Origin of the sequence: Citrobacter sp. Cm038 (genome assembly GCF_030333105.1) — a bacterium.
Taxonomy (GTDB): domain Bacteria; phylum Pseudomonadota; class Gammaproteobacteria; order Enterobacterales; family Enterobacteriaceae; genus Citrobacter; species Citrobacter murliniae.
In genome coordinates, this window is record NZ_JAOWGO010000017.1 from 35,142 (window position 1) to 60,827 (window position 25,686).

Consider the following 25,686-nt stretch of genomic DNA (forward strand, 5'->3'; position numbering starts at 1 on the left):
GCGGTTATTTAGCCAGGCCGAAGGCTTTCGCCTGCTCACGATAATCGGTGACCTGCTTCTTCACGTAATCGTCGAGCTGCTTGCCGCTCATGTTGAATTCGAACAGACCGCGCAGTTCGCGCTGCTTTTTAAACTCATCGGTCTGCTGGAGCTTGTTAAATGCTTCAACCCACCACCGATATTCAGCATCGCTGACTTTGGGTCCGACGTAGAAGCCACGGATGATTGGCCACACGAGGTCATAGCCCTGCTCTTTAGCTGTAGGGACATTTGCCAGTTGGCCAGGCAGACGTTCGTCAGAGAACACTGCCAGCACACGGATCTTGTCGCCGCTGAGATAGGGCACCATTTCGCTGAGATCCCCAGACACTACCTGCACATGATTTCCCATCAGCGCAGTCACCGGCTCGCCGCCGCCTTCAAACGCCACGTAACGCATCTTGTGCGGATCGACGTTGGCTTTTTGTGCCAGCAGCGCTGACTTCATCCAGTCCTGACTGCCGATAGAAGCACCAGCACCAATCACCACGCTGTTGGGATCTTTCTCCATGGCCGTCAGCAGATCTTTCAGCGTTTTCCACGGTGAGTCGTTGCGTACGGCAATCATGCCGTAATCAGTTCCCACGCTTGCCAGCCAGCGCACATCATCGACGCCATAGCGACCAAACTTGCCCTGCGACAGGTTCAGCAGCGAGCCGCCAGAGAAGGCCACCACGGTTCCCGCCTCGGCGGGGCGTTGCGCGACGATGGCGTTATAGGCTACCGCGCCCACCCCGCCGGGCATGTAGGTCACGCGCATCGGTTTTTCGATAGCACCCGTTTCCATCATGCTCACCTGAATCAGCTTACAGGTGAGGTCGAATCCCCCGCCGGGTTTCGCCGGAGCGATACATTCAGTGCGTGAGGGGGCTTGTTCAGCCAGAACAGCGGTACTCATCAGTAACATGCTTGCAGTAAGGGTACGAAGTAATTGTTTTTTCATTATTTATCCTCGCGCCGGGCGACCGGAGTTTCGGGTACGAAAGAAGATTTTTGTGATTATGTGAGCCGATGTGTAGCAGTTCGGTTGCATGATTGTTAAAACATTAACCTTTCAATTCCCTTTCAATGCGGCAGAAACTTTACAGGATGTGATATGCGTCTCTTATTAGCGGAAGATAACCGTGAATTGGCTCACTGGCTGGAGAAAGCGCTGGTACAAAACGGTTTTGCTGTCGATTGCGTCTTTGATGGGCAGGCCGCCGATCATCTCTTGCATAGCGAAACGTATGCGTTGGCGGTTCTGGACATCAATATGCCGGGGCTGGATGGTCTGGAAGTCGTTCAGCGACTGCGCAAACGCGGGCAGACGCTCCCGGTTCTGCTGCTGACGGCGCGTAGCGCAGTGGCTGACAGAGTGAAGGGGCTGAACGTCGGGGCCGATGATTATCTGGCGAAGCCGTTTGAAATTGAAGAGCTTGATGCGCGACTGCGGGCACTGCTGCGACGTAGCGCAGGCCAGGTGCAAGGTATACAGCAACTGGGGGAACTGGCATTTCATGATGAAGGTTATTTTCTGTTGCAGGGGCAGCCGCTGGCGCTCACGCCGCGTGAACAGGCGCTGCTGACGGTGCTGATGTACCGGCGATTACGCCCGGTTTCGCGCCAGCAACTGTTTGAACAGGTCTTCAGTCTGAGCGATGAGGTCAGCCCTGAAAGCATTGAACTGTATATCCATCGCCTGCGTAAAAAACTGCAGGGGAGCGATGTGAGGATCGCGACGTTGCGCGGCCTGGGTTATGTGCTGGAGTGCTGTGATGAAGTGGGTTAAGCCCCAGTCGCTGTACCTGCAGTTATTAATGTTTCTTGGCTTGCCGCTGTTGCTGCTGTGGGGACTGTCGGCGTTTAACAGCTACGTTAGCGCTCTACAGGCAGCGACGCAGGCGTATGACCGGACGCTGCTCTCATCGGCCAGAACGGTGTCTGAGCGACTTGTGGTTCGTAATAAACAGCTCGAAGTCAATGTGCCATGGGTGGTGCTGGACAGCTTTGAACTGAACATGAATGACAGGCTGTATTACAAAGTGGTTGATCCGGCGGGGAAGGTGATTTCCGGCTATGACGATTTACCTGCGATGCCGCCAGCTACATCGCGCACCCGGCTTTATCCGGCGCTGGCGTGGTTTTATCACACTGAGTATCGCGGGGAGGCTATCCGCGTGGCGCGTCTTCTCCAGCCGGTGAACGAAGGGGGAATCGTTGGTATGGCGGAGATTTATGTCGCTGAAACGCTGCAATCGCGGCGCTATCTGGCGGGGCAACTGCTCTTTTCCTCATGGGTTTCTCAAGGGTTGCTGGTGTTACTGACGCTGGTGCTGGTCGGCTGGCTGCTTCGTCGGGTATTACGCCCCATGCGCCAGCTGTCATCATTGATGGTACGCCGTGAACCGGGGCTGTTGACGCCGTTGCCGGAGCTGCTGCCATGGTCGGAAACCCGTCTGCTGATTGTGGCATTCAACCGCTATATCGACCGGCTACGCGCGCTTATTTCGCGTCAGGAACGCTTTAGCGCAGATGCATCTCATCAGCTTAAAACTCCGCTGGCGGTGCTTAAAACCCAGGCGGCGGTAGCCCTCGCCAGCCCACAGCCGCAGCAGTGGTATGAGAGTTTACAAGCGATGAGTTCGACGCTGGATAGCACCATTCAACTGACAGAAAGGCTACTGCAGCTTTCCGCGGTAAAGCGTAAGGAGCAGGGGGAAAGACATTTTTCACCGGTCAATCTGTATGAGGTCGTGCAAACCAGCTGTTTTACTCGTCTGGCGCAGGCGCGCAGTAAAGCCATCGATCTGGGTTATGAAGGTGAACAGGACGCAGTATGGATTGAAGGAGATGAGGTTCTGCTTGGTGAGCTGTGCGGGAATCTACTGGATAACGCGCTGAAATATACGCCAGCGCAGGAAATAGTCACCGCCAGACTACTACGAGAAGGGGAAGCGGTGGTGCTGGTGGTTGAAGACAGCGGTCCCGGTATTGATGATGATCGGATGCATCAGGCGCTGTTGCCGTTTCATCGCCTGGATAATGTCGGCAATGTTCCCGGAGCGGGTATCGGTCTGGCGCTGGTGAATGACATCGCGCGTTTGCACCATACGCGTCCACACCTGTCTCGCAGTGAGACGTTAGGAGGGTTGAGCGTACGGGTACGGTTTTTGAGCGTATCGTGCTAAGAAAGAGATACAGATGCTGTTTATCGTCTGTCTGTACCCCTGGTCTTTCAAGCTGCCTCAATGCACTCGAAATCTATTGGGTATATATTCCAATTAATTAACTTTATTATTAATTAGAATTTTAATGGTTTCATTTTGTTATTTATTGGATGGATGTGTGGAGAATATTTTTATAACTCTCTCTGTGTTGAGCATTAACTTAGCAGTAATGGTGGGCAAAAAAGGAAAAACAGATGATATTTATCATACATAAGTGGGTATTCCATAGTCTATGGATTGTTATCTGTCAATAGTCGCTTTGTTGCTAATAATCATTTTTTTTGATAATGATAATCAAGTGCTGATATTTTTAATAACCTTAAAAATCATATAAATACATACTATCAATGGAGCCAGAGTCACATTGTGTAGCATTATTTTTTACATTTACTGACAATGTACCATTGCGTTTTTTTGACTTGTGATATAATTAGCAACATGAAAAGAGCAAAAAATAATTAAAGATCAATAGATAATAGGCTGGGATATGCTGAAAAATTCGCTAAAGATTAGCAGTCAAGGATACCCAGTATTTATAAAACTGGTCGATTTTATTGTTATCAACTTAACGTTGATTGTTAGCGCACATCTGTTGAATATGGCGCCATTTAAGACAGTTGCTATTTTGAGTGTTCTTTTTTCTACCTTTTTTCTGCTGTTTGCTGAATATACTAAAATGTATCAGCAAAAAATAAAGACCATTGGCTTACGTAATCAAAAACGACTGCTTTCTTGTACCTTGCTGGCGATTATTTCTATTGAGATAGTCAGCGTTGCGGTGGCTGAACCTCAGACATTAGGATACTTAAGTAAACTGGACAACCCAGTTTGTTCAGCTATTATTTTTTGGTATCTCTTTCCCTTACCTTTTTTATATTACATTCGTTTTTTCATTTTTAAATATTCAACCAAGAAAAATGTTCGCGTAGCGATTATTGGTCTTACCGATAATGGCCTCGCTGCAGAAAATGCATTGATGAATGAATATTCCAATATCCAATTAGATTTGGCCTTTTATGATGAACGCAGCTTATCCCGCTGCGGTGATTTTGTTAACAAAATTAAAAGCCCCTTTAGAGGGCCGGTGATCAACCTGGTTGAAGAGGCTAAACTGGGAAATATAGATGAAATCTATATTGCGTTGCCGATGGTGGCGCTACAACGTATTCGTCATTTTTTGGCCATGATGTCTGATACCACGGTTGATACCTATATTGTTCCTGATTTTTATACTTACAGTAACAATATGTCTAAGTTGAGATCTATCCATAATCTGCAAACTATCGGTATCTTTAGTTCCCCGTTTGAAGGGGCCGGATCGTTTATTAAGCGGGCTGAAGATTTGGTGCTGGGCAGCATTATTATGGTGATGATCTCTTCGCTAATGTTAGCGATCGCTATTGGTATCAAACTCACTTCACGTGGGCCAGTATTTTTTAAACAAGACCGCTATGGTTTGAGTGGGCAAAAAATTAAAGTCTGGAAGTTTCGCTCTATGCGGGTAATGGAGAATTCCGACACGGTGATTCAGGCCACGAAGAACGATCCGCGAGTGACGAAATTTGGTAGTTTTTTGCGTCGAACGTCGCTTGATGAGTTACCTCAGTTTATTAATGTGTTGCAAGGCAGCATGTCGATTGTGGGTCCAAGACCGCATGCGGTTACGCATAATGAGCAATACCGTAAGCAGGTAGAAAATTACATGATCCGCCATAAAGTTAAGCCTGGGATCACTGGCCTCGCGCAAATTAACGGGTTTCGTGGGGAAATTGATGCGCTCTACAAGATGGAAAAACGCGTTCAGTATGATATCGAATACATTCAAAACTGGTCGTTATGGCTGGATATAAAAATTATTATTAAAACTATTTTCAAAGGATTTGTCGGTAAGAATGCATACTAAATTAATAGTTATTACCGGAATCGTGATATCGCAGTCCGCATGGGCTGATTTAACACCGAAATCACACATTGGCTTTGCCGGGATCGACTTCCAGGGCAAGGTTGCTGTGGACTACGGTTATGATGATAACGTGACTTATCAGCCACATAACAGTGATGCTATTGGTTCCTCATTTCAGAGCGCAGCGCCAGTGCTGAGTATGATCGGAGAGCGCGGTCAGGATAAGTATTTACTGATGTATTCCGGCGATTACCGTAACTATTCAAGCGATTCCGCTGATAACTACAACGATCATTTTTTCCGTTTTAACGGTGCCTGGCGTTATGGGCAAATGCACGGTTTAACTCTCAATCTGGAAGATTCTCTTGGGCATGAAAATCGTGGTCGTGATATCACTGAAGGTTTTCTGCCGGGCCAGTTTCGGCAGTACGGAATTACATCTCCGCTGACGACAAATTTTATCAACAGTGAATTACGCTATAGCTACGGTGCGCCAGATGGACGTGGTAAAGCGGAGTTGGCGTTGTTATATAAAAAACTGACTTTCGGTAACACGCAGGATACGCAAGATACCAGTGAGGATTTTTACAATTACATCCTTGATCAGGAATGGCATGAAAATAGCCTGGTTGCAGAGATTTTTGATCAATACACATCCAGAACGCGTTTTCGCTATAGTTTTATTACTAACCAACGTCACTATGATAACAACTCAGAAAAAGACAGTAATGAATATTATTTGCTTTACGGTCTGAAATCGCAGCTGACAGGGAAAACCAATGTCGATATGAATATCGCCTGGTTGTACAAAACATTTGAAAACAGCCCAAACTCGCATGATTTTAATGGTCTAAACTGGGATATTAAGGGAGAGTGGAAACCGTTAAAACAGTCTGTTTTTACCGCTCGTACCGCGCAAAGCATTAAAGACCCATCGGAAGTTGGGGGGTATATTTTAGTGACTGAGTATGGGGTTTCTTACCAGCATTTTTGGTTAGGTGAACGCTTTTCAACCATTCTCGACTATGCCTACACCATGGAAGACTATAAGAAACAAAACAAGGACCGACATGATAAAAATGGTGTCTTCAGTGTAACCATGAGCTATGACTACACACCGTCTGTTAATTTTGAGATTAAATATCAGTTAGATACATTAAATTCGAATAAGGATACTGACTCGTTCTTTATCGGTCCCAATGACAATCAGGAAGTCATAAGAACGTTAGGTTATGATAATTCGATGATTATGCTTAAAGCTAAGGTTCAGATCTAAAATGAAAATAATAGAACTGTGCGCGTTTTTTCTATTCAGTATCCTGTTGGTCGGATGCGCAACGTCCAGACCACCATTAACGGACGATCCTGCTGTCACCTCAGAGGATTACCGACTTGGTGCCGGGGATACTGTCAATATCGTTGTTTACGGGGAACCGGAGATGACGATGAAGTTTATTGTGGATAAGAGTGGCTCAATAAATTTCCCCTATATTGGCGTGCTTGCATTGAAAGACAAAACGCCTGAACAGGTGAGTGCGGAATTATCTCAACGTTTACGCAATGGTTATATGGTTAATCCTATGGTGACCGTAAGCATTGCTGAATTCCGTAAATTCTACGTTTCAGGTGAAGTGAAAAGCCCGAATGCATTCGCTTATGAGCCGGGACTTACCGTAGAAAAAGCTATTGCCCAGGCGGGGGGATTTACTGACCGTGCAGACCGCAAAGATATCAACATTCGACTGGCTGGTAGCAATCAGCTCCTTGAGAATGTCGATTTAACGCACTCTGTTCGTCCTGGGGACGTCGTGATTATTGGCATGGGGTTCTTCTAACGATGAAACTATCTATAGTGGAAAACGGCAAGAAAAGAGAGAACTCAGTCGATTTCTCACGCTTTGCCAAAGAACTTAAAAAGAATGCCTGGAAAATCGCACTTGCCGGTATCGTTGCGGGGGCGGTGGCCTATCCATTAATCAGCATGATGTCATCAAAGTATGTTTCGACGGCGACTGTGCTGATTAAGGCCCAGGCTGATAATGTTTCGCCGTTTCCACAGGTTGATGGTTTTGATTCAACGCGCAGTGGTTACTACGAAACCCAATATGCTCTGATGCAGTCACGAATCATTCTGGAGCAGGCTGTGCGCGATCTGAAGTTGGATGAAAATCCGGACTTCAATGGTGAGAAATCGGGTACTGGCGGGGCTGACAGCAGTGAGAGTCGGCAGTTGAGGGTCGAACAGGCGCTGAAGACGTTGTCGAAAGACCTGAAGATCGTCGGCATTCGCACGACTAATCTGGCGTCCATTTCCTATGAATCTACCTCTCCGCAGCTTTCGGCTGAGATAGCCAATGGCGTGGCTCAGGCTTTTATCAACTACACCGTTGAGCAAAAGCGCGAGAAAGCAGAGAAAGCGAAAGAGTTAAACGCTGCAAAGATGGAAGAGGTGCAGAAGTCAATTGCTAAACAAAAAGCGGAGATGGATGACTACCTGAAAAATGCGGGGCTATTAACGTTCCGCGGTATTGATGGCTTTGAAACAGAGCAATTAAGTATTGTAACCAATCGTCTGGCAGATGCGACTCAACGTCGTGTCGCCGCGGAATCTGTTTATAACGAAGTGAATGGTCGCGGAAAGTCTTCCGGGGATATCATTTCTCTGCCCTCTGTTTCTGACCATGCACAGATTCAGGATTTACGTATTGCGCTGATTCAGGCACAGCGCGTGCTGTCTGAACAGAGAAAATTGTATGGGCCTAAGCACGCAACCATCTTAAAAGCAGAAGCCGACGTTCAGTCGATTCAAAATCAAACGCAGCGGGTACTGGGTGAACTGAAAGCTGGGTTACGTCAGCAATATCTGGCTGCGGTGACAGATGAAAATAACTACCGGCAGCAGTTGGCGCAGCAGAAAGAGATATTCCAGAAAATGGCGTCAAAACGGGATATCTACAACAGCCAAAAACTGTCACTGGATAAAATGGAAGATCTGTATAAAACGCTTTACCAGCGTACTCAGGAGTTGTCGCTTTCCGGCGTAAACGCTGACGCGGTGCTGTATGATCCTGCAGTTCCTCCGCTAAAGCCTGCTAAGCCGAATAAGTCGTTACTGCTGGTGATGATTGTTATGCTGGTGGTCGTTTTCAGCATTATGTATTTCATCGTTAAAGCGGCAATGGATAATTCGATTAGCACCCTTAGCCGGATGAAAAAACGCCTTAATATCGAACCCTTGGGTGAGATCCGTCGTTTCATCGGTATAACGGGGCGAGCACAGGTTCGCGACCTGATCCTCAAGAACCCGTTGAACGCCGATATTATTCACGGTATTCGCACGCGGATAATGTTAGATAACCGCGCGTTACAGACGGTAGCGATGGCATCGGCGGAGCATGGTGAAGGGCGCTCTCTGTTAGCTAATCTGCTGGCGAGTTCATTTAGCTTCGATCAGAAAACACTGCTTATTGATGCGGACTTCTTTAATCATGATGGTCTGTCTACTGAGCTTGCTACCCCGGCATCGGCTGGCATGGCGGAACTACTGCGGGGTGAAGCCGTACTGGAAAATACGCGTATTAAGATTAATGAGAATCTTGATTTTATTCCACACGGCAAGGCCACGATCTCCTCTTTACTGATGCTGTCGTCTGAACGTGTTGAACCCTTAATGCGCGAACTCAAGTCGCAATACCAGCGCATTATTATTGATGTTGCCGCGGTGAATCAGAGCCAGGATATCCAACTGCTTAAACGGGCGGTTGACGGCGTTGTTTTCATCGTGAAAGCCGGGAGTGGTTCAGCGGAGACAATTGCCAGCGCGCTGGATAAGATTGAAGATAATCAGGGCGTTGTGATTGGCGCGGTATTAAATGCGGTCGAGGAAAAGAATCTTGAAACGCAAGAGGGACTGCGTTCACTGAACTTTAATACTGACCAACTGATGACTACGCCAGGTCGTGTATGAGTCTACTGAAGAGTGCTTCCACGATAGCCGGTTCATCAGTCATCTCGCAGTTGATTGGTGCGCTGTCTATCTGGTTGATCTCACACAAGTATGATATGGCTGAGGTTGGGCTTTATGCGCTCAACTACAGCATTGCGGTGGTTGGGGCACAGGTGTGTACCTTTGCCTCACAGCTGTTGATTCCTAAACAGCAGGATGAGGACCTGGCGCAAAATGTGGTGTTTTGTCTGCTGCAAAGTGCGGTAATTGCGCTGCCGTATGCCGCATTAACAGCATGGTTATTTCATCAGAACGTCCTGTTTCTCTATTTGCTGTCGCTTTCAAATGCGTGGGTTTTAATATCAGAGAATTTGTCACTGCGGACGGCAAATTTTTCTTTTCTGATATTTCAGCGAATTTCTGTCTCAGTGGTAGTGGTGCTCTCAGTGCTGCTCACTCATCATGTACAGATGTTCTACTGGTCGTGGGCATGTGCGATGATGCTGCTGACGACGAGCTGCATTTTACATTCGTTTGATATTCGTTCAGTGACTGTTAAGCATCTGCGCCCATCCAGTAACCTGCTATTTTTTAAACAGCATATTCATCACATCACTAAGGTCGGGAGTGCCGAGGTGTTGGCGATGGCAAGCAGCAACTTGCCGATCATGTTAATTAACTTCTGGTTCTCGGCGCTGACAGCGGGCTATTTTTCAGTCGTCAGTCGGTTCTGTCTGGCACCCGTCGTGATTATCGGTAATGCAGTACGCAATACGATTTTCTCAAAGTGGTCTATGGATTTCCGGAATAACACCTTTAATTATCAAGAGTATACTAAGGTAAGGATGCTGCTTTTAGTTCTTGGGGTTGTTTGCACTCTCGGGGTGTTTATTTTCTATCCGATTGTGATGCGGCTTGGTTTTAGCGAAGACTGGATTAACTCTATTGAGACTTCGCGCTACATGTTGCCCTATTTGTTTCCGGCGCTGGCGATCAGCCCTTTGACGGTGATTGAGCTGATATTTGGTTCCCATCGCTATTTTCTCAGGATCCAGCTTGAACAGCTGGCCATTGTGTTGATTGCTTTTGTTGTGACGCCTTATTTTTATCATGACTATGCAGCGTCAGTAATATTATTTTCTTCACTGACCTTTATTCGTTATGCGTTCATTTATCTCAAAATGAACAAACGTGCCAATCTCCTGAAAGACAAGCCGGTGATATTATGACATTGAATACCGGATATTATTTACAGGCCTATACCTTTATTACGTTGATACTGTGTGGTCTGGTGCAGTATTTCACTGGTATGCAGTCGGTGCTGTGGATCCCATTTTTTCTGACGCTGCTGATGGTCGGATTAATGGTCATGCAGACACGGGATGCCCCGCTGCAACTGGATGCGCAGGAAACCATAATCCTGGCACTGTATTTCTCTTTTCTGGTGCTGGCCGGGGCCTCAACTCTGCTCCAGGGGGGAGTAACCGTCGCGATTGTCGCGTTTAAAAACGAAATTGCGTTGTCGCTGGTGATGATCTGTTTGCTACTGGGATTTTGCCGGGAATCGCAGATTTATCGGGCCACGCGATATTTGTATTGGGTGTTTTACGTACAAATTCCGGTAATGATATATCAGGTGTTACTGGTGGTTCCTCAGCGCGTTGCTCAGCGTGGTGAAGATGAAAAATGGGACTCCGTAGTGGGTACATTTGGCGGCGACCCAATGGGCGGCGGGAATACAGCAGCAATGGGGTTGTTTTGCCTGTTAATCATGTTGCTAAAACTCTCGGAGTATAAGCACGGGCTGACGACGTTTAAATCTATGGCGCTGCATATTGTGCTCGGGCTAGGGTTATGCATCATTGGTGAAGTGAAGTTTGTCATCCTGCTTTCACCTCTATTCCTGGTATGGGTATGGCTCTCCCCGAGCTATGTCAAAGACGTCAGTAAGATTAACTTCAAGACGTTGATTTTGATCGTAGCGGGTATGCTATTGCTTATCTGCCTGTCGGTTGTGATTCTTGCCTGGTACTATACTTCGGCTTTTGGCGCCGACCCAACGAAAAGCTCATTGAGCATTTTCATCGATTCTCTGAGCTATATTTTTGACCCAAACTACGTCATGTCTACCGGTGAGTTGGGGCGCTTTACGACGTTTCTGTTCTGGCTAAAAAATAACGATCTGTGGGGGCTGTCGGGCACGTTATTTGGCTACGGACTTAATGCGACAAACAGCGGAAGTACAGTCTCCCCTGGGTTTTTGAATATTGTTTATAACTTAATTCTCGATTCCACTTCTCTGAGTATGCTTCTTTGGGAAATTGGTGTTATCGGCACACTGCTTTTTATTAGTCTGTTTATTTATATTCTGAAAGTGTGCCAGCCAAAACCATTGCTGGTGCTTGAGCAACTGGATAAGCAGGATCTCCAGTTGTTGAGCTTCGCGCCAGCGTTCAACGCTTTTGCTATTAGTTGTTTAATCAGCTTACCTTACAGCCAAATACTGATGATAACGCCGATGTTACAGTTCCTTTTTTATTTGTCACTGGGCTCAAGCTTAGTGATTCGTCGAACCGTTCTTCGCAGCGCAGGGGGATGGGATGGACAATAAACCATTTATTTCAGTAAGTATTAAGACTCTCAACGAATCAAAAGGTATTGAGAAAACGATCGATAGTATCCGGCGACAGCTCGTAGGCTACCCACATAAAATTATTGTTGCCGATAGCCTGTCGACCGATAACACCCAGCAACTGGCGGTAAATAAAGGGGTGACGGTGGTGTCATTAACCGATCCTGGCGATCGCTGCTGCGGTGTGGGGCATCAACTGGGTTATCTTTTTAGTGAAGGAGATTACCTGTTGCTGATGGATGGCGATATGGAGCTGGAAGAAGGATTTATCGATCGGGCTATCGCATTTTTGCAGGCTGAACCGGAATATGCGGGTGTTGCCGGGACCGTAGAAATGGATGATGCCGTTAACTATGAATTTAAATCCCGTAAGCAACGAATTAATCAAATTTATCCCATTGGGGATTGCGATCATTTAGGTGGCGGTGGGTTGTATCGCCGTTCTGCGATAGAAAAAATAGGCTATCTGACAAACCGGAATTTACATGCTTATGAAGAGGCTGAGTTGGGTCTGCGCATTACTGGCGCCGGTTACAAACTGCGTCGTCTGGATATTCCGTATTTTAGCCATACTTCACATACCATGCCGACGTTTAAGATGCTGATGCATCGGTGGAAGACAAGATATTACCAGGCGCCAGGCGAGCTGTTGCGCTGTAGCTGGGGGAAACCCTGGTTTATGGGGGCACTAAAAATAGTCAGGAATGAGGCCGTATTTGCCCTCTATCTTATTTTGTTGTTCGCTGCACTGCTCACTCTTAACGGTAAAGTCATGGCGGTTGCACTTCTGCCATTACTGGTATTTACCCTGTTGAAAATAGTGAAAAACCGCTCGCTAACCGATGGGTTACAAAGCGTAATAAATATGGTTGTTCGTTCAGCGGGGTTGCTCAAAGGGTGTATTTATCCGGTACGCGATCCGCTGACTCCGCCCAACAGTAAAATCATTCATGAATAAACAGGGCAGATGTGATGAAAATTTTATTGGTTAACAAGTTTTTCTTCATTAAGGGTGGGGCGGAAACGGTTTATTTTCAGGAACGAAGCATGCTGAAAAAAGCTGGCGTGCAGGTGATTGATTTTTCCATGCAGCATGAAAAGAATTTCCCTTCTGATTATGCGGATTTTTTCGTCGGTAATGTGGATTATCATAAAGACAGTAGTCTGCTGGGCGGTATCAAAACGGCAGTTAGCTTTATTCATAACGCTGAAGCCTGTAAAAAAATGCTGGCGTTATTACAAAAAGAACGCCCGGATATCGTCCACTTTCATAATATCTACCACCAGTTGACGCCGGCATTGATTAAAGTGGCGCGCAATTTTGGCTGTAAAACGGTGTTGACTGCGCACGACTATAAGATTGTTTGTCCCTCGTATTCAATGTTACGTGAGGGTAAGGTTTGTGATGCCTGTATCACCGGGACAGTTTTTAATGCTTTCAGATATCGCTGCCAGGAAGGCTCTGCCTCGAAGAGTTTACTGCTCTCTTTAGAGGCTACCTGGCAATATATTGCGCAAAACTATCAGGCACTGGATGTGATCGTGTCACCCAGTAAGTTCTTGCGCGGTATTTTGCTGCGTACCCTGCCGAATTCCCGTATTGATGTGATCGTCAATGGCGTTGATGACAGCCAGCCTGTCGGTGAGATAAACGATGAGGGTTACGTGCTGTACTTTGGTCGCTTGAGTCGTGAGAAAGGGGTGGCAACGTTGCTGCAGGCTCATCAAAAAATGCGTAACAAAGCCACACTGAAAATTGTCGGTCACGGTCCGCTGTATGACGAGTTGGTTGCTAAATACCCGGATGTTGAATTTTTAGGTTACGTGCAGCAGGGAGAGGCGCTGGATAATCTGATTAAACGAGCCAGGGTGGTGATCCTCCCTTCTGAATGTTATGAAAACTGCTCGATGGCGGTGTTAGAGGCGATGGCATTTGCGAAGCCGGTGATTGGGTCGCGCATTGGCGGCATTCCAGAACAAATTCGCGATGGTATTGAAGGGATCTTATTTGAGCCGGGCAATGCACAGGAGCTGGCGGGGGCGATGGATACCCTTGTAGAGGATCCTGAGAAAGCTCGGGTGATGGGCTTACATGGCCGTGAACGTCTAAGTGAAAAATATGCTCTCGACAAGCATATGGAGACGCTACAGACGTTATATAAAGAACTTTTAAGCAGGCCATAAGATGAGCAAAAAAATAACGGTGTTTGGTACTCGTGGGATCCCAGATGTATTGGGCGGTGTGGAAACGCATTGCCAGAATCTTTATCCTGCTATTAAACAGCAGTTTGATGTTGATATTTGTGTCATCGCCCGCTCGCCGTATGTGAATTACAAACGGTCTTCCTATAAGAAAGTTGAAACTTATGCATTGTGGGCACCTAAAAAACGCTCGCTGGAAGCGATTGTCCATTCCGTTTTAGCGGCGTTCAGAACCTGCATAGACCGCTCGGATATTGTGCACGTACATGCTATTGGTCCTGGACTAGTTATTCCTTTATTGCGTTTGTTAGGTAAGAAGGTAGTTTTCACCCATCATGGGCCTGACTACGATCGGCAGAAATGGGGATATGTCGCCAAAAAAATATTGCTGCTCGGTGAGCGCTGGGCGGTGAAATATGCCAGCGAGGTGATTGTTATTTCTGAGGTTATTAACCAACTGATCCAGAAAAAACATGGCCGCTATGATGCACATTTGATTTACAACGGCGTCAATGAACCTCGGTTATTATCAGATAACACTCTTCACACCACGCTTTCCCGCTTCGGACTCGAAGCGAAAAACTATTTAGTTGTGGTTGGACGATTCGTTGAAGAAAAAGGGATGCATGATGCTATTTCCGCTTATCAACAAAGCGGTTTGCAACTGCCATTAGTATTAATTGGTGATGCGGATCATCCGACCGAATACAGCATTCGACTCAAGCAGCTTGCTGCCGATACCCCTGGCGTAGTAATGACTGGGTTTTTAAGAGGTGATGAGCTGCAGGCGGTGTTTTCGCAGGCAAAACTGTTCGTGATGCCTTCGTACCATGAAGGATTGCCGATAGCGTTATTGGAAGCTATGTCATTCTCCCTGCCAGCTGTGGTGAGCGATATTCCTGCTAACCTCGAGGTCAAATTGCCTCCAGATGCGTATTTTAAGGTGGGGAATCTGACTAATCTGGCTGAGAAAATGGCTGTGTGGGCAGCAGCTAATAGCGTTGACTATAGTGTATATTTGCAAAATTATAACTGGCACGAAATCGCCAGAAAAACAGTCAATGTCTATCACTCAATCGATAAAGATATAGGTTAATTTTGACCAGTCCTCAAACACGTCCCCCCGCTATCGAGAGATTTTATGCTCAGCTTGATCCGCAGATATCGGAAGAGTTAACTCCGGAACAAAAAGCGGGGGTAGAGAAAGCGGTCCTCGCCATTACCCTGGGCGCAAGGCACAAGGTTGATATCCGCAGAAGTTTCCCTTTTTTCGGTAAACGTTTTTATCTGGTTTTTTTGCTTGGCAGAGATTTACGTCAGCAGCATCGCCAGGAGTCGACGTTGTCGCGAATCTTGCTCACTTTTTTGCTGCTGATTGCCGTGCTGTTTGTCACCAGCTGTATATTGCTGACGCTGTATATGATCAAATCTGCATTGGGTATCGATATTTTCCACAATTTCCACGTTGGTATTTGGGACTGGTGGTTAAGCCTGAAAGACCGCTAGTGTTAACAGACTGCTGAGGGCGTTGCTGCGATGAAGTGTAAATGGGTTTCTGCACTGTTGTGTTTGTTCTTTCCGCTGGCGGCAATGGCCGCATTAACGACCGTAACGCCCCAAGCACTGACCGGCCCTTTGACGAATCCTGGTATTGGGGTTGCCAGTTTTCATCAGGGATATGGCGAAAAGCTGGGCCTGGCTGATTACCCTGATACCGGATTTGAATATGAGCGTTTTTACTGGCGAGAACTGGAGCCCGTCGAAGGTCAGTACAATTTTGCACTTGTTGATGATGCTTTCAAATACGCAGCCGCACATCGGCCTGCGATGAATGTAGGGCTGCGGTTTATGGCGCTTGCAGAACCGGAAAGTGGTCCGCAAATACCTGACTGGTTGATTAAAAAAGGAGTGAAAGGAACATGGACGCCCGATCATAAAACCTTCGCCCCTGATTTAGATGATCCCCTGTTTATTGAATACAGTCAGCGACTGCTGAATGCCTTTGGTAAGCGTTACGATGGTAATGAGAATCTGGCTTTTGTGGATATTGGCATGGTAGGGGCATGGGGAGAGTGGCATAACAGCAACTTTCCGACGCTGAAACCGCTGCTGGAGAGGTACACGACGGCTCAGTTGGATCGTTACGTCGCCATGCATTTTTCTGCTTTTCCTATTACCCCGAAAATTATGTTGATGAGTGGTGGTCAAAGCCTGGCGAATGCGGTGGTGCGAGGGGCTGGATGGCGCGCGGACTGCTGGGGCGACCTGCGCGTGTTTTCCGATACCTGGAATCATATGCACGATGATTATCCACAACGATTGTTGGCGGCGCAGACAAGTTTTTCAGGATTTAATGATGCCTGGAAGAAAGCGCCAGTGAGTCTGGAAATGTGTTCATATATGCCGGAATGGAAGAAGACCTACCATTATACGCGGGATGAAGTGCAGGGGATTTTTGACTGGGCGGTGAAGCAGCACGCCAGTACGATCAACCTGAAATCGAGAGCGGTCCCCAGTGAATATCGGCCGATTGTCGATGATGCGCTGACAAAGCTGGGCTACCGGTTTCGTTTAGCCTCCCTGAGCCACGAGTCAGTATGGCAAAATGGACAAAGCCTGGCACTGACCAGCACCTGGTATAACGATGGTATCGCGCCTATTTATCTTCCTTACACGCTGTCATTTCGCATTATTAATGATGCCAATAAAGTTATTGCACAAGGGAATGTGCCGGAAGATATTCGCCGCTGGTTGCCCGGAAAACATCTGCTGAATTATCAGTTGCCAATGCCAGGTGCGTTGCCGGAAGGGATGTACCATCTTGAGGTTGCTATTGTGGACAAGTCTGGCATGGCCAGAATTAACTTTGCCAATGAAGGAAAACAGAGCAGCGGTTGGTATCGAGTGTCGTCGATTACCGCACGTTAGCCTGCAGCCGCAATGCGCCCAATAGTAAGGCGCATTGCGGGTTAAATATTACTCGTGATATCCGTCAGGATTGTTTTTTTGCCAGTTCCACGTATCACGCATCATTTCATCAAGTCCGTAGATGGCCTGCCAGCCTAGCTCTGCTCGTGCTAACGACGGGTCCGACCAACATTCGGCGATATCACCGGGTCTTCTCGCTACAATCTTATAATTGATTTTTGTTTGCGCCGCTTTTTCGAAGGCTTCAATGAGATCAATGACGGAATAACCGACTCCGGTACCCAGATTGATAACTTTGAATGACTCGCCTTTCTCCTGGCAATCCAGTGCCGCTAAATGACCTGTTGCCAGATCCATAACATGGATGTAATCACGCACGCCTGTTCCGTCAGGGGTCGGATAGTCATTACCGAATACAGACACGGTTTCAAGTTTGCCAATCGCAACCTGTGAAATGTAGGGTACCAGGTTGTTAGGTATCCCATTAGGATCTTCACCAATCCGGCCTGAAGGATGAGCGCCAACGGGGTTAAAATAGCGTAGGCAGGTGATGCGAAACTCGGGTTGTGCGCGCGAAAAATCCGCCAGAATTTGCTCGACCATAAATTTGGATGTGCCATACGGATTAGTTGTACCGCCTGTACGTGACTTTTCACTTAGCGGCACGTTTTCCGGTTCGCCATATACCGTTGCGGAAGAACTGAATATAAAGTTCTTAACTCCTGCGGTTAACATCTCAGAAAGCAAAACCAGCGTTCCTGTGACATTGTTTTCATAGTAGGCGAGAGGTTCTTTTATTGACTCTGAAACCGATTTTAGTCCCGCAAAATGAATAACGTCGGTGATGCTATGACGGGAAAAAATTGTTTTCAAAGTATCCCGATCCAGGATGTCAGCAATGTAAACGACGGGTTCTTTTCCGGTGAGTTCTGCGACTCTGTTCAGTGATGTTTGAGAGGCATTCGAGAGATTATCGATGACGATGACGTCATCTCCTCTCTCCAGAAGGGTTAGCACGGTATGTGAACCAATATAACCAGCGCCACCTGTGACTAGAATTGCCATACAGTCTCCAGATAAATTTTATGCAAACGACCATTGATTTACCAATGCCACTGCCATAAATAAAACGCTATTGGTGGCGTCTGGTAAGGTAAAAATTCCTGTATTTCACCATGCACTTATATGATATTTTTTTAAGTATGGCTAAAAAGCTAAACCGGTTTATCTTGGTATCATAAACAATATAGTTGTCGGTGAAATTTAATGTATGTACCCCTTCGCTTTGGTTGATGCTGGCGTTTATTTTTACAACCAGACTCTCATCAAATGTGGCAGCGTCAAGAGTGTTTAACTCTTTGATATAGACTGACTTTCCATAAGTCTCTGGCGTACACTCCTGGGTGAGGATGTACATTTTATTATTTATACAGTGTGGCGAACCCGCTCCCCGATGGTGTTGATTACATACGTGTAATGCTGGCGTTATTTTCTGCCATGGCCCATTTACCTCCGCGGCTGTATGAATCGTTAACTCATCATCCATCGTGGTGGATAAAAGATAGAGATTCCCATTGTGCGAACAAAGAACATTATCTGTTAATGCGATGTCAGACAGTAATATTTTTACTTGCTGCCAGCGTACGGGGAAATCTATGGACTGGAATAAGATAACTTCTTTTCTTTCGGAGGACTCAGGGATCATGAAGAGTTGATCATGACTGTAAAATAAAAAAGGGAATGATAAATGACACTTTAGGTTATCAAAACCTTCGAGTTTTACATCATCAAGCTCAACCAAATTAGCATCAAGTATGCGACATCGTAATATTCCTTTAGAATTACGAAAACTTAATGCTTCATAAAAAACATACACTTTATTGTCCCTTTCAATAATGAAAGGATCGGCCTGGAAGGTATATTTTTTTTTGAGTTGTTGTCCCTTGGTGTTAGTAAGGATGTCCAGCGTATTGGTGGGGAATGTATGAGGGCCGTCATTTTTAATGATCACAGTGTCCCACGACTCATGAAAGAATAACATATTAATAAGTCTGTTATTTTTCGTTCGCATTCGCAACTGCTCCTTTTTATCGCTTAATTTGCTGCTGGTTCCAATACGGCTACACTCATTGCCAGTGTAAAAGCTAGTAGCAACAGTGATTTTTGTCCACTAGCAGAGATAGTGGGGGGAGGTATGACGTTGCCAGAGCATCCCTGCTCCAGTTGAGGATTTATTCGAAATGTACCTGCGGATTATCTGCCAGCGAAACAAAGGCTTTGCTGTTTTTATCCAGAGTACGGATTTCGCCGCTTTCAATGTCGTACACCCAACCGTGCAGACGCAGTGCATTATTACGTAGCCCAACAGCAACGGAAGGATGCGTTTTAATATTGTTCAACTGGGCGATAACGTTCTCTTCTACCATCGCGTTAACTTTATCGGTTTCGTTATCCCAGGTTTTTTTATCGACCACCGCTTTAGCGGCATCGGCATAGTGCAGCCAGTGGGCGACCGCAGGCATCGGATCCAGGCACTGACTTTCGGCAATGGCTTTCATCGCGCCGCAATTGGAGTGGCCACAGATAACGATATCCGTCACGCCTAATGCGACAACCGCGTATTCGATAGTCGCAGATACCCCACCTGGCTCCGGGCCAAAGGAAGGCACGATATTACCGGCGTTGCGGATAACAAAAAGCTGCCCTGGCTCTTGCTGTGTGACGAGTTCTGGTACCAGGCGACTGTCTGAGCAGGAGATGAAAAGCGCTTTAGGATTCTGGCTGGATGCCAGGCTGCGGAAGAGTTCCTTACGTTGAGGGAAAATCTCTTTTTGGAAGTTGAGGAAGCCCTCAATGATATGTTGCATAGCAGTGTCTCTTTTCTCTGTTTAAGCAGGTTATGATGAAGATCACACTTTCCAGTTTAACACCAGCAGACAGAAGAGAAAGACTTTATAGCCGTTAAACCAATATCTTTGGGTAATAAATGGCAGGTATTTACCTTGTAAGGCCAATGGTTGCCCCATCGCTGCAGGGCAACATAATATCGATAGCGGACAGCGAAAAAGTACGCTGATAAGCTCAAGATTAGCTTGCGTAGCGCCTTTGGTAAGCCGCTTTTAGCCTGTTCATCGCTTCCACCAGAACGGCGCGTGGACAGCCAACGTTTAATCGCATGTGTCCCTCTCCGCCTGGGCCATACTGTGCGCCAGGAGAAAGACCCAGTCGGGCTTCATGAACAAAAAATGAAGCGAGCTGCTTATCGCTGAGTTCCATTTTTTCAGCATTAAGAAAAAGCAGATAGGATGCACCACCATAGGTAACTGATATTAAAGGACAGTTTTTCTCTATTTCGCTTTTTACAAACGCGACGTTATCAGACAGATAAGTTAATAAATTTTGGTGCCAGTTAGCGCAGTGAGTATAGGCGCTATAAATGGCTGCCTGCTGTAATGAATTTGTCTCTGCAAGATAACAATTATCGAGAAAACCATAAAACTGACTGCGCAGCTCATCATTTTTAATAATTGCTATCCCGCCCTGGATTGCCGCGGTATTGAAGGTCTTGCTGATCGAAGTCAATACGATTGATTTAGCGTTGAGACCTTCATCAATGGTAAAAAACGGGTAATGTTGCTTACCCGGTAAGGTTAAATCACCGTGGACTTCATCCGATACAACGATAACGCCAGCCTCCTGGCAATAGAGGCTAATTTTCTCAAGCGTTTCCCGCCTCCATATCATCCCGCCGGGATTATGTGGTGAAGGAAAAAGAAACATTTTGCACTGTTTTAGCTTCTCACGGAAATCATGCCAGTCAAATTTATAGCCCCCATTCATCTCGACCAGGCGTGTCTGGATCAGGTTTCTGCCGCTGGTCTTTACAAGATTTGGATAAGGGTCATATATTGGGGTACAGGTCAATATATTATCGCCCAAACGGGTGAGCGCCATCAGAGATAACACAATCGTTTTAATGACCCCTGGGACGAAATGCACCCAGTGCTGTTTGATATCGGTGTCATACTGTTTCGCATACCAGTGGATAACCGCTTCCTTCCAGTGCGGATAATCCAGGTTATATCCCTGAACGGGTTGTTCAACCACAGCATGTAGCGTATTCATAATCGGCTCTGGAGTGACAAAATCCATATCTGCAATCCATAGCGGCAATACATCATGAGTGCCAAACATCTGTTGTAATTGCCCGTATTTACGGCAACTATCATCCCTTATGACAATATCGTCAAACAAAGACATTGTTAACTCCTGGTCAGTCTCTATAAATTATTATTTAAACAATGAAATATAAATGCAGAATATTTATATGCATATAATCTGCATGTCAGCTAAATATCGAATAGTTAACCCTGGTGAAAATCGATATTGAGTTTTTAATTAGCCGGTGATTTTTGTTCGGCCATATTCTCAGCGACATTATCTGGCTCGTATTTAGCAATGCCGATACCTGTCGCCGCCCACAGTAGTGCGAAGATGACGCCGCTGTAGCATAAGATTGCCCACGGCAAATAATCGAGGGTGGCGACTCCGAGCATAGTTGCACAATAAACGCCGGAAGCAGACCACGGAATAATAGGTTCGACGACCGTCCCGGCATCCTCGGTGGTTCGCGAAAGATTCTTTGCGGCAAGTCCCCGTTTTTTATACTCGTCTTTAAATGCATCGCCACATAACAGCAGCGGTAAGGTACCATTTGCCGTGCAGGCACAGATGGTGAATGTCGTAACAATAGTGGTGGCAACCAGACGGAATGTGGATTTAACGCCTTTTGTCAGTGCGTTAATCACGGTATGCAGAGAACCTGTTGCGCTCATGGCACCGGCAAAACTAAAGGCGCTGAAAACAGTCACAAAGCTACTAAACATAGAAATTGCGCCACCTCTCTCCAGCAAGCGAGAGACATCAGATGATAGTGCCGGAAGGGCATCTCCTGTGAGCATAGCGAGCTTAAAGCCGCTGACTACGGATTCACCAACAGAGGATGCCGTGAATGCCTGAAAGACTAATGCCAGAATCATCGAGACTAAGGTCGACAGAAATAACATGGGAATAGGTGGTTTCTTTGATAATGAACCGTATAAAACAATAATCGGCGGTAGCAGCAACAGAATATTAAAGTGATAAATCTGGCCGATAGAGCTCATTAAATTAGTGATATTTTCTGGAGCACTGCTGGTTGCATCAATACCCATCCCCATATAACTGTAAACGGCACAGCAGATAATAAATCCAGGTCCTGTGGTCCATAGCAGATGGCCGATATGTGAGTACAGGTTTACACCGGCAGCCAGTGCCGCCATATTGGTTGAATCAGAGACCGGCGAGAGTTTATCGCCGAACCAGCACCCCGAAACAATGGCTCCGGCAGCAACCGGGAGTGAAACATTGAGGCCGATCGCCACGCCAATCATGGCAATCCCTACGGTACCGATAGATCCCCAGGACGTACCGGTGCAGACAGAGATCAGTGCTCCCAGCATAAAAGCGGAAATATAGAAATATTGCGGATTAATCCACTTCAGACCGTAATAGATCATCATGGGGATAGTTCCTGACACCATCCATGAGCCAATTAAAAAACCGATACTGGCGACAATCAATATTACAGGTAGCGCTTCCGATATTTTATTACAAATGGATTTTAGAATGTCATCCCAGGTGTAGCCATGAGCGATAGCAATAAATGAGGCGGTCGCTGTCCCCATCAGGATCATAGGTTCTGCGCGAATACCAAATATAAAATACCCGATACTAATTCCGCTCAGCATTACCACCATTGGTAATACTGACCATAAGAAAGATAATGGTTTTCTGTTGCGTGAGGTACAGCTATTCTGTTGCATAATTCCATCCCAATCGTTAATGGCTGAACGAATCAAATAAATACCTGCTACAGGTCATTCAATTATTGAATGACATAGTGGCTAGTGTTTCCGGAAAAACGCTATTTTTATTAACTGTATCGGGTTCTCTATTTTGATCGTGACTCTGATGTTCATATCCCGGTAGTAATATAAGCGGCGGTTTTGCTAATAAATTATCCCTCCACATAGGGTTGATGATTTCGCCGTTGTTGGCTGAGTTTACGGTACTGTTGCGGCGGCATACCGACATATTTATGAAATGAGCTGTAAAAACGACTGCTGGAGCGAAAGCCCGCAAGCATGGCAATATCGAGTATTGTCTTATCAGTATCACTGAGTAACGCTCGCACGTGGTTGATGCGCATCGCGGTAATATACTGTTTCATGGTTAGTTGCATCACCCGATGAAATATACCCATCGCGTAGTTTGGATTGAGTTTAACGTGCTCGGCTATGGCATCGACCGTGAGCAGTTTGTCACAGTTGGCGGCGATAAACTCAAGCATCTGGCTGACGTAAAACTGTGAATGCCGCGAAATACTGTTCTTCTGGGTTCGTGATGTTTTATGACCCAGTACAGGCTTCCAGCCTGAAAGACTAAAGCGCTTGAGCATTAGGGCAATTTCATCAATGGCCAACTGGCGAATCTGCTCGTTATCGCTGTTGAGTTCGTTCTGCCAGCGCTGAACTTCAAAAGCGCTGAGTTGCTGTGAGGCTAACGAGGTAATAACCATCCCGTGTGTCACATGGTTAATCAGTTCACGATCCAGAGGCCAGGACAAAAACAGATGCATGGGTAAATTGAAGATTGCCATTTGCTTACAGTGCCCGGCATCTGTGAGTTGATGAGGCGTACAGGCCCAGAATAGCGTGATATAACCCTGTTTGCTGCGTACCACTTCGTCATTAAACAGGTATTCCACATCGCCATCAAATGGCACATTGACCTCAACCTGACCATGCCAGTGGCTGTAGGTCATCGCCAGCGGTGCCCGCAACTCGACATCCATCCGCTGATACTCTGAATAGAGAGCCAGTGGGCTGCGAGTCTTTTTTTCATAACTGCGGCACATGTGAGGGTCATGTGGCAGCTGCGGGATACTTTTTGCCATTATAGGTTGCGTTCCTGGATTGTGAGACTGACCGAGTAGTAGCGCCAAAGCATGAACATAGCTTAACTGAAAAAAAACACCGTTTTCTCTCCGTTTTCGCGAAGTTATTCCCAAAAACTCAGATCCTCAGTCTGTTACTCGAAGATCTGAGTTATCGGGAATCGCAGAATTTAACCTGGCAATATTGCAAATGATCTGCGCGGGGAAGCCACTCCCTCCTGTACCTCTATGTTGAATCTGCTTCCATATTATCCCAGGTATTAATGATGTGTTTGATTAACATTCAATAATAGTCTGAAGACAAAAGGCCACGATGTGTGATGAGATATGTTTTTCATTTGGCGCAATAATTGTTATGTCGCTGAAAATATGATTGTCAGAATCACCTGAATTATCATGAAGTTATTTTTCCTGCTTTGTCCAGCCGATGTCTAATAGTTCTGATAGGGATCACAACCGCCAGTCAAACCGGTTGGATTGTGCAAGTGTCATCTCCATTATGTGCATTTTCTTAACAAGGATTACGTTTTATGAACAGTCGGCCTCTCCTCGCCTTAACTTTCATTGGCCTGTTATGGGGCGTGGGAACATCACAAGGACAGGCAAAAGAGTGGGAAAAGGAGCCTGTAGCGGTATTACAGCAGGGCGCCGGGGAGGGGGATGTAGATGCGCAGTACTGTCTCGGAATACGATATTTCGAAGGTCAGGGGGTTGCCCGGGATGATAAGCAAGCCGTTGAGTGGCTTACCCGCGCAGCTGAGCAAGGGAACTTCGATGCGCGCTATTTTCTTGCCTTAGTCTATTTTGATGGCGAAGGGAGGCGCTGGTATGACGAAACGGTTATCGACTGGTTTAACAAACAGGCCGAACAAGGAAATAAGAAGGCGGTTGAGTGGCTAAGTATTGCTGCCGAACGGGGAAACTATCATGCGATAGAGTGGTTACACCGGGCTGTTGAGAAAGGGAATCCTGACGCGCAGCATTTTCTTGAAAGTAAGAAGTCACTGTTAGATGGCTACAACACCGTTCAGTCATTGAGCAAAGCGGCTGAGCAAGGGGATGCCAGGGCGCAGGGCCTGCTCGGTCGAAAATACCTGGAAGGTGATGGCGTGGGTATGGATAACAACAAAGCTTTCGCATTGTTTAATCAGGCTGCCAGCCACGGAGATACTCTGGCTCAGAGCATGTTGGGGGCCATGTATTACCTTGGTGAAGGTGTCGGTGTGGCGCAGGATCACAAGAAAGCGTTTGAGTTATTTAATCAAGCAGCTCCCCACGGTGATGTGCTGGCTCAGGGTATGCTCGGCATGATGTATTCAAAGGGTGAGGGAACGGCACAGGACGATAAGAAAGCCGTCGAGTGGTATGAACAGGCCGCCGCACAGGGAGATGCTGGCTCTTACAAGGAGCTTGGGTTGATGTACTTAGCAGGTAAAGGTGTTGCCCAGGATGACAAGAAAGCTGTTGAACAATTTGATCAGGCAGCCAGAAAGGGCAACGCGGAAGCGCAGGGAATGCTGGGAAGGATGTACCTCGAGGGGAAAGGCGTCGATAAAGACTATGCGCAAGCCTATATCTGGAATGCTGTGGCCGTAGCTAATGGGAACTTTGATGCGCAGACTGGGCTTGATATTACCCGGGAGAACCTGACTCCAACAGCTCTAAAGGAAGCGGACTCGAAGGCGAGGAAATATTTCGAGCAGTATCGATATCAGCCGAAAATGTAGCCCAGTCTGGATTAACAAAAGCCCGTAGAGCACGGGCTTTTATAAAGAGTTTGGATCGCGGATTCACAAACCGTAGAGCTTAACTTTCCTATAGCGTGGCGAT

General features: G+C 46.6%; 21 protein-coding genes. 14 read left to right on the forward strand and 7 right to left on the reverse strand.

Annotated elements, in window-relative coordinates; genetic code table 11:
- Positions 1-4 precede the first annotated feature (4 nt).
- Positions 5-982 carry a Bug family tripartite tricarboxylate transporter substrate binding protein gene (locus tag OGY01_RS08215; protein ID WP_045446510.1) on the reverse strand — a complete coding sequence of 326 codons (978 nt, stop codon included), beginning with the start codon at positions 980-982 and terminating at the stop codon, positions 5-7.
- Positions 983-1,135: 153 nt separating this feature from the next.
- On the opposite strand from OGY01_RS08215, the gene tctD reads away from it, so the two are divergent.
- The 13 genes from tctD to OGY01_RS08280 all read left to right on the forward strand — a co-directional run bounded on the left by tctD (position 1,136) and on the right by OGY01_RS08280 (position 16,859).
- Positions 1,136-1,810 (forward strand): transcriptional regulator TctD, encoded by a 675-nt coding sequence (gene tctD, locus OGY01_RS08220; RefSeq protein ID WP_045446507.1) that lies wholly within the window; start codon positions 1,136-1,138, stop codon positions 1,808-1,810.
- Positions 1,797-3,209, forward strand: a complete 1,413-nt coding sequence (locus tag OGY01_RS08225; protein WP_045446504.1) for a sensor histidine kinase — start codon at positions 1,797-1,799, stop codon at positions 3,207-3,209. The genes tctD and OGY01_RS08225 overlap by 14 nt, the downstream gene beginning before the upstream one ends.
- 526 nt (positions 3,210-3,735) lie before the next feature.
- Entirely contained in the window at positions 3,736-5,151 is a 1,416-nt protein-coding gene (locus tag OGY01_RS08230) for an undecaprenyl-phosphate glucose phosphotransferase (protein WP_286492853.1), read from the forward strand.
- Complete coding sequence (locus OGY01_RS08235) at positions 5,141-6,427, forward strand: outer membrane beta-barrel protein (protein ID WP_045446498.1); 1,287 nt, start codon at positions 5,141-5,143, stop codon at positions 6,425-6,427. Before OGY01_RS08230 ends, OGY01_RS08235 begins: the two co-directional genes overlap by 11 nt.
- Before the next feature lies 1 nt (position 6,428).
- A complete protein-coding gene (locus tag OGY01_RS08240; RefSeq protein WP_045446495.1) occupies positions 6,429-6,986 on the forward strand; it encodes a polysaccharide biosynthesis/export family protein in 558 nt (185 codons plus the stop codon).
- A gap of 2 nt (positions 6,987-6,988) precedes the next feature.
- Positions 6,989-9,118, forward strand: coding sequence for a GumC family protein (locus OGY01_RS08245; protein ID WP_048220717.1), 2,130 nt, complete (start codon positions 6,989-6,991; stop codon positions 9,116-9,118).
- Positions 9,115-10,326 carry a lipopolysaccharide biosynthesis protein gene (locus OGY01_RS08250; RefSeq protein WP_200012319.1) on the forward strand — a complete coding sequence of 404 codons (1,212 nt, stop codon included), beginning with the start codon at positions 9,115-9,117 and terminating at the stop codon, positions 10,324-10,326. Before OGY01_RS08245 ends, OGY01_RS08250 begins: the two co-directional genes overlap by 4 nt.
- The gene (locus OGY01_RS08255) at positions 10,323-11,708 is read left to right on the forward strand and encodes a hypothetical protein (RefSeq protein ID WP_045446486.1); all 1,386 of its coding nucleotides are present in this window, start codon (positions 10,323-10,325) and stop codon (positions 11,706-11,708) included. The genes OGY01_RS08250 and OGY01_RS08255 overlap by 4 nt, the downstream gene beginning before the upstream one ends.
- Positions 11,698-12,687 carry a glycosyltransferase family 2 protein gene (locus OGY01_RS08260; RefSeq protein WP_200012316.1) on the forward strand — a complete coding sequence of 330 codons (990 nt, stop codon included), beginning with the start codon at positions 11,698-11,700 and terminating at the stop codon, positions 12,685-12,687. Before OGY01_RS08255 ends, OGY01_RS08260 begins: the two co-directional genes overlap by 11 nt.
- A gap of 14 nt (positions 12,688-12,701) precedes the next feature.
- On the forward strand, positions 12,702-13,913 hold the full coding sequence (locus tag OGY01_RS08265; RefSeq protein WP_045446480.1) for a glycosyltransferase family 4 protein: 1,212 nt from the start codon (positions 12,702-12,704) through the stop codon (positions 13,911-13,913).
- Position 13,914: 1 nt separating this feature from the next.
- Positions 13,915-15,027 (forward strand): glycosyltransferase family 4 protein, encoded by a 1,113-nt coding sequence (locus tag OGY01_RS08270; RefSeq protein WP_200012312.1) that lies wholly within the window; start codon positions 13,915-13,917, stop codon positions 15,025-15,027.
- A gap of 2 nt (positions 15,028-15,029) precedes the next feature.
- Complete coding sequence (locus tag OGY01_RS08275; RefSeq protein WP_045446474.1) at positions 15,030-15,437, forward strand: hypothetical protein; 408 nt, start codon at positions 15,030-15,032, stop codon at positions 15,435-15,437.
- A 30-nt stretch (positions 15,438-15,467) separates the two neighbouring features.
- A complete protein-coding gene (locus OGY01_RS08280; protein WP_286492855.1) occupies positions 15,468-16,859 on the forward strand; it encodes a DUF4832 domain-containing protein in 1,392 nt (463 codons plus the stop codon).
- Between the two features lie 48 nt (positions 16,860-16,907).
- On the opposite strand, the gene galE is transcribed toward OGY01_RS08280, so the two are convergent.
- From galE to melR, 6 genes are all read right to left on the reverse strand, one after another.
- Positions 16,908-17,924 carry a UDP-glucose 4-epimerase GalE gene (galE, locus tag OGY01_RS08285; protein WP_284097253.1) on the reverse strand — a complete coding sequence of 339 codons (1,017 nt, stop codon included), beginning with the start codon at positions 17,922-17,924 and terminating at the stop codon, positions 16,908-16,910.
- 67 nt (positions 17,925-17,991) lie between these two features.
- Entirely contained in the window at positions 17,992-18,930 is a 939-nt protein-coding gene (locus OGY01_RS08290) for a glucosamine inositolphosphorylceramide transferase family protein (protein ID WP_286492856.1), read from the reverse strand.
- 160 nt (positions 18,931-19,090) lie between these two features.
- Positions 19,091-19,726, reverse strand: coding sequence for a carbonic anhydrase (locus OGY01_RS08295; protein ID WP_045446462.1), 636 nt, complete (start codon positions 19,724-19,726; stop codon positions 19,091-19,093).
- Positions 19,727-19,946: 220 nt separating this feature from the next.
- Positions 19,947-21,119 (reverse strand): MalY/PatB family protein, encoded by a 1,173-nt coding sequence (locus OGY01_RS08300; protein ID WP_048220724.1) that lies wholly within the window; start codon positions 21,117-21,119, stop codon positions 19,947-19,949.
- 134 nt (positions 21,120-21,253) lie between these two features.
- Positions 21,254-22,723, reverse strand: coding sequence for a Na+/H+ antiporter NhaC (gene nhaC / locus OGY01_RS08305; protein WP_286492858.1), 1,470 nt, complete (start codon positions 22,721-22,723; stop codon positions 21,254-21,256).
- Positions 22,724-22,917: 194 nt separating this feature from the next.
- Positions 22,918-23,856, reverse strand: a complete 939-nt coding sequence (gene melR, locus OGY01_RS08310) for a transcriptional regulator MelR (RefSeq protein WP_045446456.1) — start codon at positions 23,854-23,856, stop codon at positions 22,918-22,920.
- Between the two features lie 530 nt (positions 23,857-24,386).
- On the opposite strand from melR, the gene OGY01_RS08315 reads away from it, so the two are divergent.
- Positions 24,387-25,583: an SEL1-like repeat protein gene (locus OGY01_RS08315; protein ID WP_286492859.1), complete on the forward strand. Its 1,197-nt coding sequence runs from the start codon at positions 24,387-24,389 to the stop codon at positions 25,581-25,583.
- Positions 25,584-25,686 lie beyond the last annotated feature (103 nt).